The organism is Methylobacterium sp. A49B, from assembly GCF_053346215.1.
Genome location: NZ_JBKFBO010000097.1, coordinates 60,306 through 73,480 on the forward strand (window position 1 = coordinate 60,306; position 13,175 = coordinate 73,480).

Annotated in this window: 18 protein-coding genes; 9 read left to right on the forward strand and 9 right to left on the reverse strand. The window is 70.7% G+C overall.

The features are described from left to right. Window positions 1-32: 32 nt before the first annotated feature. The 4 genes from ACLBX9_RS15700 to ACLBX9_RS15715 all read right to left on the reverse strand — a co-directional run bounded on the left by ACLBX9_RS15700 (window position 33) and on the right by ACLBX9_RS15715 (window position 2,327). The gene (locus tag ACLBX9_RS15700; RefSeq protein ID WP_447719577.1) at window positions 33-218 is read right to left on the reverse strand and encodes a hypothetical protein; all 186 of its coding nucleotides are present in this window, start codon (window positions 216-218) and stop codon (window positions 33-35) included. Between the two features lie 54 nt (window positions 219-272). Then, window positions 273-809 (reverse strand): hypothetical protein, encoded by a 537-nt coding sequence (locus ACLBX9_RS15705; RefSeq protein ID WP_447719578.1) that lies wholly within the window; start codon window positions 807-809, stop codon window positions 273-275. A 70-nt stretch (window positions 810-879) separates the two neighbouring features. Further along, on the reverse strand, window positions 880-2,046 hold the full coding sequence (locus ACLBX9_RS15710) for a hypothetical protein (RefSeq protein ID WP_447719579.1): 1,167 nt from the start codon (window positions 2,044-2,046) through the stop codon (window positions 880-882). Beyond that, window positions 2,046-2,327, reverse strand: a complete 282-nt coding sequence (locus tag ACLBX9_RS15715; protein WP_447719580.1) for a hypothetical protein — start codon at window positions 2,325-2,327, stop codon at window positions 2,046-2,048. Before ACLBX9_RS15715 ends, ACLBX9_RS15710 begins: the two co-directional genes overlap by 1 nt. Before the next feature lie 219 nt (window positions 2,328-2,546). Between ACLBX9_RS15715 and ACLBX9_RS15720 the strand changes: the two genes are divergently transcribed. Continuing rightward, a complete protein-coding gene (locus tag ACLBX9_RS15720) occupies window positions 2,547-3,278 on the forward strand; it encodes a hypothetical protein (protein WP_447719581.1) in 732 nt (243 codons plus the stop codon). Window positions 3,279-3,363: 85 nt separating this feature from the next. Further along, the gene (locus tag ACLBX9_RS15725) at window positions 3,364-4,164 is read left to right on the forward strand and encodes a hypothetical protein (RefSeq protein ID WP_447719582.1); all 801 of its coding nucleotides are present in this window, start codon (window positions 3,364-3,366) and stop codon (window positions 4,162-4,164) included. A 73-nt stretch (window positions 4,165-4,237) separates the two neighbouring features. On the opposite strand, the gene ACLBX9_RS15730 is transcribed toward ACLBX9_RS15725, so the two are convergent. Together ACLBX9_RS15730 and ACLBX9_RS15735 are read right to left on the reverse strand one after the other, a co-directional pair. Continuing rightward, window positions 4,238-4,570, reverse strand: a complete 333-nt coding sequence (locus ACLBX9_RS15730) for a hypothetical protein (protein ID WP_447719583.1) — start codon at window positions 4,568-4,570, stop codon at window positions 4,238-4,240. A 216-nt stretch (window positions 4,571-4,786) separates the two neighbouring features. Then, window positions 4,787-5,158 (reverse strand): hypothetical protein, encoded by a 372-nt coding sequence (locus ACLBX9_RS15735; RefSeq protein ID WP_447719584.1) that lies wholly within the window; start codon window positions 5,156-5,158, stop codon window positions 4,787-4,789. A 750-nt stretch (window positions 5,159-5,908) separates the two neighbouring features. On the opposite strand from ACLBX9_RS15735, the gene ACLBX9_RS15740 reads away from it, so the two are divergent. From ACLBX9_RS15740 to sorB, 4 genes are all read left to right on the forward strand, one after another. Further along, window positions 5,909-6,397: an RNA polymerase sigma factor gene (locus ACLBX9_RS15740; protein WP_447719585.1), complete on the forward strand. Its 489-nt coding sequence runs from the start codon at window positions 5,909-5,911 to the stop codon at window positions 6,395-6,397. Then, the gene (locus tag ACLBX9_RS15745) at window positions 6,397-7,101 is read left to right on the forward strand and encodes an anti-sigma factor family protein (RefSeq protein ID WP_447719586.1); all 705 of its coding nucleotides are present in this window, start codon (window positions 6,397-6,399) and stop codon (window positions 7,099-7,101) included. Before ACLBX9_RS15740 ends, ACLBX9_RS15745 begins: the two co-directional genes overlap by 1 nt. Before the next feature lie 120 nt (window positions 7,102-7,221). Beyond that, window positions 7,222-8,433 carry a SorA family sulfite dehydrogenase catalytic subunit gene (gene sorA / locus ACLBX9_RS15750; protein WP_447719587.1) on the forward strand — a complete coding sequence of 404 codons (1,212 nt, stop codon included), beginning with the start codon at window positions 7,222-7,224 and terminating at the stop codon, window positions 8,431-8,433. Between the two features lie 13 nt (window positions 8,434-8,446). Further along, the gene (gene sorB / locus ACLBX9_RS15755; protein ID WP_447699795.1) at window positions 8,447-8,767 is read left to right on the forward strand and encodes a SorB family sulfite dehydrogenase c-type cytochrome subunit; all 321 of its coding nucleotides are present in this window, start codon (window positions 8,447-8,449) and stop codon (window positions 8,765-8,767) included. Between the two features lie 42 nt (window positions 8,768-8,809). Here the strand turns inward: sorB and ACLBX9_RS15760 are convergent, their stop codons facing one another. The 3 genes from ACLBX9_RS15760 to ACLBX9_RS15770 are packed head-to-tail and all read right to left on the reverse strand — an operon-like array spanning window position 8,810 to window position 10,871. Beyond that, the gene (locus tag ACLBX9_RS15760) at window positions 8,810-10,249 is read right to left on the reverse strand and encodes a YncE family protein (protein ID WP_447699794.1); all 1,440 of its coding nucleotides are present in this window, start codon (window positions 10,247-10,249) and stop codon (window positions 8,810-8,812) included. A gap of 48 nt (window positions 10,250-10,297) precedes the next feature. Continuing rightward, a complete protein-coding gene (gene copM / locus ACLBX9_RS15765) occupies window positions 10,298-10,696 on the reverse strand; it encodes a CopM family metallochaperone (RefSeq protein WP_447699793.1) in 399 nt (132 codons plus the stop codon). A 22-nt stretch (window positions 10,697-10,718) separates the two neighbouring features. Next, complete coding sequence (locus ACLBX9_RS15770; RefSeq protein ID WP_447719588.1) at window positions 10,719-10,871, reverse strand: hypothetical protein; 153 nt, start codon at window positions 10,869-10,871, stop codon at window positions 10,719-10,721. A 21-nt stretch (window positions 10,872-10,892) separates the two neighbouring features. On the opposite strand from ACLBX9_RS15770, the gene ACLBX9_RS15775 reads away from it, so the two are divergent. The 3 genes from ACLBX9_RS15775 to ACLBX9_RS15785 all read left to right on the forward strand — a co-directional run bounded on the left by ACLBX9_RS15775 (window position 10,893) and on the right by ACLBX9_RS15785 (window position 13,165). After that, entirely contained in the window at window positions 10,893-11,402 is a 510-nt protein-coding gene (locus ACLBX9_RS15775) for an RNA polymerase sigma factor (protein ID WP_447699791.1), read from the forward strand. Beyond that, entirely contained in the window at window positions 11,399-12,196 is a 798-nt protein-coding gene (locus ACLBX9_RS15780) for an anti-sigma factor family protein (protein WP_447719589.1), read from the forward strand. The genes ACLBX9_RS15775 and ACLBX9_RS15780 overlap by 4 nt, the downstream gene beginning before the upstream one ends. A gap of 84 nt (window positions 12,197-12,280) precedes the next feature. Beyond that, window positions 12,281-13,165, forward strand: a complete 885-nt coding sequence (locus ACLBX9_RS15785; protein WP_447719590.1) for a LysR family transcriptional regulator — start codon at window positions 12,281-12,283, stop codon at window positions 13,163-13,165. The last annotated feature ends 10 nt before the right edge of the window (window positions 13,166-13,175 follow it).

A 13,175-nucleotide genomic window follows, 5' to 3' on the forward strand; every position in this document is an offset into this window, starting at 1 on the left:
CCCTGTCGCCGGGCGCGTCGACGCGGCGGGGGTCAGGCCGTTGCGACCTCGGGAGCGGGCAGCTCAGCGGGCTTCGGACCCCACTTCTTCAGGTCGACGTTGCGGATCCATCCGAGGCCCATCTTGCCGGTCGAGGCGGCGTGGTAGAGCACGTTCGTCGTGCCGTCGGTCGGGTCCACCTTCTGGACGATCCCGATATGCAGGCCCTCGATGCTCATCGGTGCCTCGGTCCCGCGCGGCTCGGGCACGATCTCGACGGTGTCGCCGACCTTCTACTCGGCCCGGACCTCCTTGCCGGCGGCCCGGTCCCGCAGCGCGGAGATGGCCTCGGATAGGGTGATCGGTTGCGGGCCTGCGGCCTCCTTGGCCAGCTTGGCCCGCCATGCCTCCTCGTGCGCCGGGGTCCAGGCCTCGAGGTCCTGCGACTCGACCAGGAAGGTGAGGACCGCTCCGCCCTTCATAACGGCGACGCGCATGTCGAGCACGCGCCCAAACCCGGACGAGGTGGCCTTGTCGAGAGGAACCCTCTCGTCGCGCAGGACCACGGGCGGGCTCCACGTCAGCCCATCGCCGGGGGCGCACCCGCCGAGGATCTCGATGACGACATGCGGGTCGCCGGCATTCGTCATGTTGCCGTCGGCGCGGGGGGTGACGAGGGTGCCGGCCGAGAACTGGACCGGCTTCGCGTAGAGCTGCGCCGTCAGGCCCAGGCGGGCGAGGATCACGTCGGGCGTCGGGGGCGGGGTGTTGGGCCGCTTGGTCTCGGAGAGGGCGGCGGCGGCGAGCGTCGAAGCTAGCAAGTCGAGCATGGGTTCCTCACTGGGTGGGGTGGCTCAAGGAGTGCGCCCCTGTCGCCGGGCGCGTCGGCGGGGGAGCCTGTCAGCTGGGCGGCTCCGCGGTTGTGGGTTGGCCCGGGCCTGGGGCCGCGAGGGCGAGGGCCTGCTCGATCGTGTCGGGCCCACCATCCCAGCGGGCCTCGAATCCGTCGGGCGTGACTGACGTCACGATCGCGTCCACCATCATGGCCCGGAAGCCCGTAGGCGGCTGCGCGGGCGCCCGTTCCGCCTCGGCCCTGGCGATCGCGGCGCGGTATGCCTGAATGAGGTCCCGGGAGCCGGAGGCCATAAGCGAGAATTGGCGGCCGGCCGAGAAGCGGATCCCGGATCGCGTCCGGAATGTCTCCATACCGGTGTCGAACGAGTACCGGCACTCGACGATCGGGTCAGGCTCGTTCGCGGTCAGCTCCATGGCGAGGTGGACCGGCGTCTGGTAGCTAACCGTTTCGAGGATCGGACGCAGGGGGTTCTCGTTGGAGCGGATCTCCAGGCGCTCGATGCGCTCCTCGATCACAGCCGCCCCACCGCCCCCGCCACCCGGGAAACCACCGTTTCCGGGTGACCCATGAGAAAAGACAGCGCCGCCGCCGCCAGCACCGAATCCGAATGGTGCGACGTCGCCGAGCGGGATGAATGCCGGACTGCCGGCCGATCGAAACTCGGCCCGGCCGGTGACCATCACGTACCGCGCGCCGACCGCATCCGACCGTATCGCCGCAAGGGCACCCGCGTGCGCCTCATGCAGGCTCCGCGCCGCCTCGGCTCGGGCCGCAGCTACGTCGGGCGGGAGCCGGTCATCACGGAATGTTCGGCCGTCCGCCAGTAGGGTGATCTCCGTGTCCTCAGAGACCCGCAGCGCGTGGCCTGCCACCTTGAAGGCCGCGACCAGGTGGGCGACCTGCATGGCCTCGAAGCGACCAACCTTGCTGTTCCGGGGGCCCTTGGCGGACATCACCCAAAGCTCCTCGACCTCCGCCGTCAGCACCGACACGCCGTCGGGCCGACGCAGGCTCCAGATGGCGTCGTCGTGCATCTCCTCCGAGCCGACGGCGGTGTCGTAGTCCCCGTCGCCGACGCAATGGCCCATGCAGCTGCCCTCGCGGTCGAGGGCCTGCCACGTCGTCAGGCGCACCCAGGCGTGCCCGTCGTCGGCCTCGATTCGATCGGCCGTCCCCTTGTCCCCGGCGGGCTGGCGCGTGGCGGCAGGCATCAGGGCCTCCACCTGCCGAGGGCGGCGCCGGCCATTGGGCTGATGGGATCCCCGACGCGGACGAGGTGCCGCTCGACCCCGACCCACAAGGCCATCCGCTCCGTCGGCAGCCGGCGCTCGCGCAGGACCTGAGACAGGTCGCCTTCGTGGATGGCGCGGGCCTGCGCGTATGCCCGCTGGGAGCCGGCCTCGGCCACGCCAGCGCGAAGCAAGGCGACGATGTCGTCGTACGTCACCACGGGCACCAGGCTCCCGGCACCCGAAAACGGCGCGGCACTCATCAAGTCATCCTCGCCTGATTAAATGATATTCGCCTTAGTTTGCCACTTGCGGTTTTGCGCGCAAGGGCGAAAATGTGGCTGCACGCAGTTTTTTTCGCTTCTGGAAGCGAACTGCCGTTCAGTATCATTTGCCGTAGATTGGGAACGCCGATGCTTCAAAGGATAGATTGCCCGATCCTTGGCGCGAAGAGCGCGTCAACTCTTGGCGAACCCCCGGCGTTGCTTGACCTCTCGTGGCGTCGGGCAGGCCACGGACGCTGGATCGCCGGGCGCACGGAGCAGGGCGATCACCTGCTCAAGAGGTTCCCCAACGCCACCGCGCGAGCCGGCCTCGCCGTCCGGGATCGCATCATCGAATGGGACCTCTCGGCCGCGGCGCAGATGCCCGACCTGCCGAAGCGGATCTCGCGCTGGGAGCAGGACGTCCGGCAGGACCTCGCGCACCACGCCCGGGTGAAGGTGGCGAACGGCGGCGTGGACGAGGGCGCCCTCGTGGCCGTGCAGGACGCCCTCGCCGACGGGCTCACGCGCCACGGCTGGGCGTTCCGGAGTAAGGCCCCCCTGGCTTGGGGGCTTGCCGGGGCCCGGCGGCTCACGCCCGGGCAAGTCCGCCTAGCGCACGCGCTCCTGGCCGAGGCCCGGGACGTCGTCGCGGCGGTGGATCGCCGGCTCGGCCAGCCCGCCTCGCCCGAGGACGTCGCCGCCGTCAGGGATCCGGACGTCAGGGCCGACCTGCTGGAGGCCTGCCGGCACCTTTCAGGCCTCGATGGGGACCAGGCTAGGGAGCGGAATGGGGTGGGTTGGTCGGCCGTGGCGAGCGCCGAGGGGCACCGCCTCGCGGCGATTGATTCGCTCGACGTCGTCCAGGCCGCGCACGCCCGGCCGCTCGTCCACGGGCACCGGCGTCAGCTGCCCCGGGACCTCAGAGATCGCCTCTTCCCCGAGGCGTGACATGTCCCGCTTTGTGCCTTTCATCCGCGAGGGGCACGCTCCTCTCACGGCACCCGCATCCAACCCGCCGTGAAGGAGAGAGACCGTGAACCTTAAGGACAAGTTCGCCCGCGCCGCCGCCGCCGTCGCCGCGATGATCATGGCGATGATCCGAGCGCTCTTCGGCGGCGTGAAGGAGGCCGGATCCCTGATCGCGGCCGACGCCCGCATGGTCGCCGGTGGCGTGCGGGGGGCCGTCGCCCACACCGCCCACCTCGCCGGCAGGGGGCTGACCGGCCCGCTCCGGGCCCTCGACCTGACCGCGAGCGGTATCGGCGGGGTGCTCGGCGCCCTGATACCGCACAGGCCGGTCGGGCCGCGCGACGTCGCGGACGCCGCCGTCCGCCGGGACAGCCGCAGGGCCTCTACCGCTCCCTCGTTCGATCCGGTCGGGCAGATGTCGCCTGCCGCGCGGGCCGAGCTGCACGAAGTGATGCTGCTCGGCGGGGCCGTGCAGAGGGCCGCCGAGGCCCGCGCCTCCGGGGACCTCGGTCGGGCCGAGTTCCTCAACCGGGACTTGCCCCCGAACATCTCCACCTGGCTGGCTGGCCTGTCGCCCAACGCCTTGCGCCACATCGCGGGGGCGGAGACCTCGCACGTCGCCGCCCATGTCGAGGGCCGCGCCGCATTCGACGGGATCCCGGCGGTGCCCCCGCTTGCCGCACAGCCCGCCCCGGTGGCGCTGGACACCCGCAAGCTTCTCGCCGAGATCCGGGCGCGGGCGGCCACGGACCGCGCCGAGGTGGCGGCCATGATGAAGCGGGGTCCCCGCCCCGTGCTGCCCACCGAGGACGAGGATGAGGACTACGCCCCCCGGCGTTCCGGCCCCCGCGCCGCCTTCGGCTGAAGGCGCCCCAACCGACAGAAAAGGCCGCCGGTCACCCCGGCGGCCTTTCGCGTTTCTGGGTCCCGGATTCGCCTCAGTGTCCGATGATTTCCCGCAGGCCCTGTGTCAGCTCCATCTCGGCGGCGAGGGCCTGCCGCAGGACGTCCGCCTCGGCCACGGACCGGGCCAGCGCCATCTCCATGGCCGCCAGCCGAGCCTCGGCCGCAGCGGCCCGCTCCTCGGCGTCGGCCTGATCCTCACGAGCGTCCTGGAGGCGGTAGGCGAGCCGGGTCACGGAATCGACGGCCTCGTCCCGCCGGGCGCGGCTTTCGGCCTTGGCGATCGCGAGCCCGAGATGGATCGCGGATCCGATGCTGGCGAACTTCCCGGCCACGTCGAGCGAGACTTCGGCGGCGATCCGGTTCATCGGGGGCTCCATCGGGGTCGTGGTATGCCCCATAGATGTGCCTGGGCGGACTCCCTCGTCCAGAGGTCCGGCCCGAGTTTCGAAGGGTATCCCTGGCCGTCGGTTAACCTGGGACGTGTCCAACGAGTGTTTTTGGGCCGACGAGTTGTCCCCCCGTTACCTTGGTCCAAAGAATCGCCTGACGCGATTTAGGTAACGAGGATTTCGGGTGCCGTCCTAGGCGGCTTTGTTCGGCTCTGAGGCCCTGCGAGGCGGGGTCAGCAGGCGGTCCTGTATCGCCGAGAGGACGGCCTCGGAGCGGTAGCGGACGGGCTCCCGGCCTGCTCCCTCCGACCGCACGGACCGCAAGAGGAGGTGCTCCTGCGTAAGCCTGAGCAGCGCCGCCGGGGTCACCGGCCGGGTCAAGGCGTCCCCGCCGCGCGAGAGGATCGAGCGGACCGCATCCCCCAGCGCCCGATCCAGCGTCGCAGCGTCGGGGCGGCCCTGGTCACGAAGGCGCTCCCGCTCGTCCTTCTTGCGCCGACGTCCGAGGCCGCGCTCGTGGGTGACGCGCTCGGCATGGCTCAGGGTGGAGATCTTCACGCGCATGGGGGGCTCCTCAATGCTGAGGATGCCCCGGGGCGATGCATAGGTCCATGACATGTCACGCCAGGACACCCCCGAAGCGTGAAATGTCCGGGCTTCCTGAACATTTGTTCATTTTCATGGGCGCACAGGTGGCGCACGTGCGCCCGCCGTCGGCCCGCCGTCGGACTACGCCTCGGCGCGAACTCGCGGCCGGATCGTCACGACGATCTCGTGATCAATGCTGGCCACGGCTGCGCAGAGCCTGTCCCACCCCCACCCGGCGATGTCGCCGCCCCTCAACTGGGTCCGGGCGTGGCTGTCCCGCATCCCCTCCGGATAGCCTACTGCCCTGGTAAGCCGGCAAGGCTTGGCGCTCGGGACCGCTGGCTTGAGGCGATCATGGAAGGTCTGGAGGGGACCGGCGTGGGCCGCGGCGACCTGCGCGGCGAGGGCGTCCTTCGCCCGGTCCGCGTCGACCCGGCCCCGGGGGCGTCGCAGCGGGCGACCATCTCGTCGCCCCGGATCCTCGCGGCGCCCTGGGCGCACAGAGCTGACATTCCGCAAAGCGCCCATCCCGGTCATACACTCGCATCCTCACGATGCCTGGAAGCAGACATGCAAGCTTGGCATCGATTGTTCAGCAGCAGCAACGCTTCGATCAGCACTGCTGTGATGTAAAGCCTCCGGACATCCACGGTCACCGACGACCGTCGCGAGTCGGTGTGCCATGTATCGTTGTGCTATGGAGTGCGGGGAGGATGACACGTCAGGATGCGGTCTATCGGTCAGCACCTCGTCGACGCATGGCCGCGTCTGTATCGCTACGCGTTGACCCTGACGCGCGAGCCTGACGCCGCACGTGACCTGATGCAGCAAAGCGCTCTGAAGGCGCTCTCCACGCGAACGACCCCCAGTGAGCCTCGGGCGGCCCGCGCGTACCTGTTTCAGATCGTGCGCCACGCCTGGATCGACCGAATCCGCCGTTCCCGCATCCGCAACGAAGACGATCTCCTCGATTGGCCTGACGAGGGGTTCGACGACCGCCTGATCGAGGCCATCGCCGTGCGCCAAGCCTTCGCCGCCCTTGATGCACCCTGCCGGTCTGTCGTGACCTGCGTAGATATCGAAGGCTTGAGCTATCGGGAGACCGCTGAACGGCTCGGTCTTCCCATCGGCACGGTCATGAGCCGGCTGCACAGGGCGAGGAGGATCATGCTGCACCGGATCGCCGGGTCATCCGATGGGAACGAGGTGCCGTGATGCGCTGGGAGACCCTCAATGCCTATGTCGATGGGGAGCTCGATGCGCAGAGCCGGCACGAGGTCGCGGAGTCGCTGGCCCGGGACCCGGTCCTAGCCGCGCGGGTCGCAACCCTGACCCGGCTGAAGCAGGGCGTGAAGGCGGCGGTCGTGCAGCCCCGGCGCGCGCCCATCGCCCGCGCCTCCCTCGGATGGGCCTGCGCCGCGGCCTTGGCCGTTCTCGTCGGCGCCGGGTGGCTGGTGATGGCGTCCCGGCCCCCGTCTGATTCCGCGCGCGCCGCCTTCGCCGCCTGGAGCGCGGCGGGCTCGCCCGCGAACGATGTGCGGCTCGCAAGCGGCGCCCGTGGCTTCCCCCTCGATCTCGCGGTGGCTGGCTTCCGCTTGGTCTACCTGTCCCCGGACGACGGTCCGGCCGGTCGCCTCGCCGGGTACGAGGGGCGCCATGGCTGCCGGCTGGCCCTCTGGAGCGGGCCGGCGCCTGCCCAGACCGGTCTCAAGATCGCGGAAGGCAGCCGCGGCCTGCGTCTGGCCCGCTGGGACAGCGAGGGGCGCCACTACGTCCTCCTGTCCGAGACGGTGCCGGCCGAGCGGTTCGCCCTGCTGGCCGAGGCGGCCGTGCTGCTCACCGCGCCGGACATGACCGACCGCCTGCGCATCGCCCTGGACCGGGCCACCGGCCTCCCTGAGCGCCCCTGCGCCGGGTGAGGGGCGAGGACGGACTTTATTTCGATCCGCCGCGAATAGACCGGGGGCGCCATGCGTCTCCTCCTCCGCACAAGGCGGGCCCGGTCACCGGAGCCACGCGCGGACGGGGAGGACTTTCGAATGCTCGACAGACGGGATCTCATCAGGCGCGCGGGCCTCACGGCTCTGGCGGGCCTCGGCGGCGGCAGCCTCGCTCCGCTTCGGGCGCTCGCGGAAGACACGGCCACGCTGCCCTTCGGCAACGGCGAACGGCCCCTGGTGGCCTATCCGGGCAAGCGCCCGCTGCTCCAGATGACCGCGCGCCCGCCGCAGCTGGAGACCCCGTTCTCGGTATTCGACGAGGGCGCGATCACGCCCAACGACGCGTTCTTCGTCCGCTACCATCTCGCCGACATCCCGACCGAGATCGATCCCGAGACCTACCGGGTCGCGGTCAAGGGGCATGTCGAGAAAGAGGTCTCGCTCTCGCTCGCCGACCTGAAGGCGATGCCGACGACCGAGATCGTCGCGGTCAACCAGTGCTCGGGCAACTCCCGCGGCTTTTTCGAACCGCGCATGGCCGGGGGGCAACTTGCCAACGGGGCGATGGGCTGTGCTCGCTGGACCGGCGTGCCGCTGAAGGCCGTGCTCGACAAGGCCGGGGTGAAGGCGGGCGCCGTCGAGGTCGCCTTCACCGGCCTCGACGGCCCGGTGATCCCGGAGACGCCGGACTTCGCCAAGTCGCTCAAGCTCGACCACGCCAGCGACGGACAGGTGATGCTCGCCTGGGGCATGAACGGGCAGGACCTGCCGTGGCTCAACGGCTATCCCCTGCGCCTCGTCGTGCCGGGCTTCTACGGCACCTACTGGGTCAAGCACCTGGAGAGCATCAGCGTGCTCGACAAACCCTTCGACGGCTTCTGGATGCAGAAGGCCTATCGCATCCCCGACAACGACTGCGCCTGCACGCAACCCGGCAAGGCGGCGGACAAGACCGTGCCGATCAACCGCTTCACCGTGCGCTCCTTTCTCACCAACCTGACCGACGGGGCGGACGTGAAGGCCGGGCGCACGCCCTTGCGCGGCATCGCCTTCGACGGTGGTTCCGGGATCAAGTCGGTGGCGGTCTCGACCGACGACGGCAGGACCTGGACGGAGGCACAACTCGGGCAGGATCTCGGCCCCTACGCCTTCCGGCCCTGGACCCTCGCGGTCGACCTGACGCCGGGGGCGCATGCGATCCGGGTGCGGGCCACGGGCAACGACGGGGTGAGCCAGGCGATGGAGCCGCGCTGGAACCCGGCCGGATACCTGCGCAACGTGGTCGAGACCACCCGCGTGCGCGCGGCCTAAGGGAGTGACGAGAATGACCCGCATCACCCTCGCCCTGACGGCGGCCTTCGCCCTCGCGGCCGGCACGGCCCTCGCCGCGCCGAAATCCTACGAGGTGCCGGAGCCGACCGCGACCCTGCGGGCGCCCAAGGCCGGCACGCACGCGGAGGGCTTCGAGGCGGCCCAGGCGAACTGCCTCGTCTGCCACTCGCCGGACTACATCGCCATGCAGCCGCCGGGCAAAGGCGCGGCCTTCTGGGAGTCCGAGGTGACCAAGATGGTCAAGGTCTACCATGCACCGATCGACGAGGCGCAGGCCAAGGCCATCGCCGCCTACCTCACCGACACCTATTGAGGCTTGCAATGGGGGGCGGTCCTGCGACCGCCCCTCCTCTCGTTACCGCGGCGCCTGCGTCTGGACCGTCGCGCCGGTCTCGCCGGGCTTGCCCTCGACGATGACGAGGCTGCGCCGGGCGGCCGCATCGGCGTTCTGCGTCACCTGCCGGATCGGGCCGACGGCGTTGACGATGGCGGCGCCCGCCGGGTTCGTCATGAAGGCGGCGAGCGGCTCCAGGGGCCCGGTCCCCTTCGGATCGGCCGCGAGGGCCAGGACGTAGGGCTTCTTCGGCGTGAGGCCGGTCACCGCCGCTTGCAGGGTTTGCAACACGCCCTGGTCGAACAGCGTCACCTGCGTGGCCGCCTTGCCGTCCGGCCCGGCCAGCGTCAGCGTGCTCGATTGGCCCGCCACGCCCAGCGGCTGGAGGTTCGGGGCGCCGGCCCCCTCCGGCACCGCCTCCGAGACGTAGGCGACGCCCTGAGGTCCCTGGCCGATCGGGATCGTGGCGATGACGGCGTTGCTGCCCGTATCGATCACCGCGACCGCATCGGCATTCTCCAGGCCGACATAGATCCGCGATCCGTCGCCCGAGGGCCAGAGGCCGTGGGGAAGCGCACCGGTGGGGATGGTCGCGACCTGCGAGAAGTCGTCGGTGCGGAACACCTTCACTTGGTTCAGGCCGCCGATCGTCACGTAGGCGAACTGCCCGGCCTTCGTGCGCGCGATGTTGACGTGGTTGGTGATCGGGCCCGTCTCGATGGTCTTGATCGCCTTGAAGGGCGGCGTGGCCTCGAACACCTGGACGCGGCCGACGTCCTTGAGGGTGAACCACACCTGCTTGCCGTCCGGCGTCGCCGCGATGTCGGGGCAGAACGGGCTCTCCTGTTTGATCCGCCCGACGATCTCGCGGCTCTTCACATCGATGGCGACCGTCTCGGGGCTGAAGCTGGAACAGACGTAGCCGTAATGCCCGTCGGGCGAGAAGATCGTCATGCCGGGCCCGTTCGGCACGGTGATCCGGCCCGTCTCCTTGCCGGTCCCCGCGTCGAGGATCGCGATGTAGTCCTCGCCCCGCACGCTCACCCAGACTTCGCGCCCGTCCGGCGTGAAGAATGCCTCGTGCGGCGAGCGGCCGACATAGGTGGTCTGGCGCACCGTGTTGGTGGCGGTGTCGATGAAGCTGACCGAGTTCGAGCCGATCGAGACGGCGAGCAGGGTCTTGCGGTCGGGCGAGAAGCCCATCCCATGGACGAGAAGCTGGCCGCGATAGAGCGGGCTCAGGTTCGCGGGCGTCGTGTCGCCGAGGCGGATCACGCCGAGGAGTTTGTTGGCGGCGGGATCGATCACCGAGACCGTGTTGGAGAACTGGTCCGAGGTGTAGAACCGGTCTCGGGGGCCGACCGGCACGTCCGGCGCCGAGGCGGACCCCGGTGCCTGACCCGCGAGGGCGGTTCCACCGAGGAGGGCGAGCAGTAGGGTCGCCGGAATGACGTATCGCATCGTAAGGTCTCTTCGCGCTGACGAGGGGGATGGCAAGCGGCGATCCGCTCAGTGATGGTGAGGGGCCAGGCTCCGCTGCGGCGTGGCTTGCGCGACCGGCCGCTCGGCCAGGGCGCGGCGCATGACCTCGATCTCCTGCGCCTGCTCGACGATGATGCCCTGCGCGAGCCGGCGCAGGACCGGATCGCGGCCATAGGCGAGTTCGGCTTTCGCCATCTCGATCGCGCCCTGATGGTGCGGGATCATCATCGCGGCGAAGTCCCGGTCGGGGTCGCCGGACGGCGCCACCGCCATGTCCGCGTGCATCCGCGCCATCGATTGGGCCATCATCGCATCGAAGCCGCCGGGGGCGGTCTGCGCGTGCCCGGCGCGCATCATCATGCCGCCGCTCAAGACTCCCCCGGCCATGAGCAGGGTGATGAGGATCGCCGTCGGTGCGCCGCGCATGGTGTCTCCCGCAGTGTCGAGGTCACGCGGTGAGAGATGCCGGCGGGGCCACGATATTCCCCGCGACACCCGGCGCATCGATCACGGATGCGTGATCGGATTTCGCCATAAAATCCCGGAATAGATCCGGCGTTTCCGGCATCTCTTGTCTGAGTGGCGGTGCGAGCAGGGCCATCGCACCGATCCGGAGACCACCTTGGACGATCTCGCCGTCCTGATCGAACCGCAGATACCGGCCCTGCGCCGCTACGCGACCGCGCTGCTGCGCCAGCGTGAGGCGGCCGACGACCTCGTTCAGGACACGCTGGAACGGGCGATCCGCGCATGGCCTCAGCGCCGCGAGGGCGATCTGCGGGCGTGGCTGTTCGCGATCCTGCGCAACCGCTACCTCGAAGGCGTCCGCCGCCGCAGGGGCATCGAGGTCGGCGTGGAGGCGCTGGACACGATCGCCGACATGGGGGCCGATCCCGAGGCGGCTTTGGGCGCGCGGGACGTGCTCGATGGGATCGCCGCGCTTCCCGAGGAGCAGCGATCCGTCCTGCTCCTCGTCGCGGTCGAGGACATGTCCTATGCCGAGGTCGCCGCCGTGCTCGCGGTCCCCGTCGGCACGGTGATGTCGCGCCTAAGCCGGGCCCGGGGGCGGATGCGCGCCTTTCTCGATCTGGCCCCCACGATCCTCACCGGGCATCTGCGGAGGGTGAAATGACCGCGTCCGACCCGCGTCCCGTCGGCGAGGACGACCTGCACGCCTTCGTGGACGGACGGCTCGATCCGGGCCGCCGTGCCGCCGTCGAGGCGTGGCTCGCCGCACACCCGGAGGCGGCAGCCCGGGTCGCCGCCGATCGGGAGGTGCGGGACCGCCTGCGGGCGCGGCTCGCGCCCGTGGCGGAGGAGCCCATCCCCGCCCGCCTGCGCATCGCGAACCTCGCGGCTCCGCGCCGAATAGGCATCCCGCGCTGGTGGACGAACGTGGCGGCGGCGGCACTCCTGCTCGCCCTCGGGGGCGCGGCCGGGTGGGCCGGGCGCGGCGCCGTGCCGGGCCCGGGCGCCCCCGCCGAACCGATGACCCAGGCGGCCGTCTCCGCCTTCCGCACCTACGTGGTCGAGGCCGCCCATCCGGTCGAGGTCCGCGCCGACGGCTCGTCCGAGCTCGTGCAGTGGCTCACCGCGCGACTGGGGCGGCCTGTCACCGTGCCGGATCTGCAGGCGCAGGGTTTCCGGCTGATGGGCGGCCGCCTGCTCCCCGCCGGGGACGGGCTGGCGGCCATGCTGATGTACGACGACGACCGGGGCACCCGTTTGACCCTCTACAGCCGGGTCGGGCCCTCCGGTGGCCGCGGCGTGTTTCGCTATGCCCGCGCGGACGACGTGGCGGCCTTCTCGTGGATCGATTCGGGCATGTCCTACGTGGTGACCGCCCGCACGGACGAAGCGCGGCTGCTTCGGGTTGCCCAGGCGGTCGATGCGCAGGTCTCGGGCCAACGCGACGGTGCGCGGTGACGCGCGCGTCCGGTGTGCATAGAGACGCGACGGCCCCGCCTTACCTCTTCCCGTCAGCCCAGGCCCTGCTGAGCCCGAGACGCCATGACCCTCGACCAGTTGCGGATCTTCGTGGCGGTGGCCGAGCGACAGCATGTCACCCGGGCGGCCGAGGCTTTGAATCTCGTCCAGTCGGCCGTTAGTGCCGCCATCAACGCGCTGGAGACCCGGCACGCCGTCAAGCTGTTCCACCGGGTCGGCCGGGGCATCGAGCTGACCGAGGCCGGCCGCCTCTTCCTCGGCGAGGCCCGCGCCGTGCTCGCCCGCGCCGGGGCGGCCGAACAGGTGCTCGCCGATCTCAGCGGCCTACGGCGCGGCACGCTGGCCGTCCGGGCGAGCCAGACCATCGCCAGCCACTGGCTCCCCCGGCACCTCGTCGCCTTCCGGGCGGCCTACCCGGACATCATCCTGCGTCTCGGCATCGGCAATACCGCCGAGGCGGCCGAAGCGGTGCGGGCGGGCACGGCGGAACTCGCTTTTGTGGAAGGCGCAATCGACGACGCCAGCCTGGGCAGCGCCCCGATCGCCGAGGACCGGCTGGTGCTCGTGGTCTCGCCCGGCCACCCGTTGGCCGGATGCGTGCGGCCGGAACCCGCCGACCTCGCGTCGGCCTCCTGGGTGCTGCGGGAGCCTGGATCGGGTACGCGCTCCGCTTTCGAGGCGGCGCTCGTTGCCTCGGGTATCGCGCCGGATGCGCTCGCCGTCGCCCTGGAACTGCCGTCGAACGAGGCCGTCCTCGCCGCCGTCCTGGCGGGGGCCGGCGCGAGCGTTCTGTCCGAAGCGGTGGTGGGACCCTCGCTGCGAACCGGCGCACTCGTCGCCGTGCCCTTCGTCCTGCCGACGCGGACCTTTCAGGTCCTGCGCCACAAGGAGCGTTACCGCAGCCGCGCGGCCGACACACTGCTCGCCATGATCCAAGCTGCCCCCTGACCGACTGCGC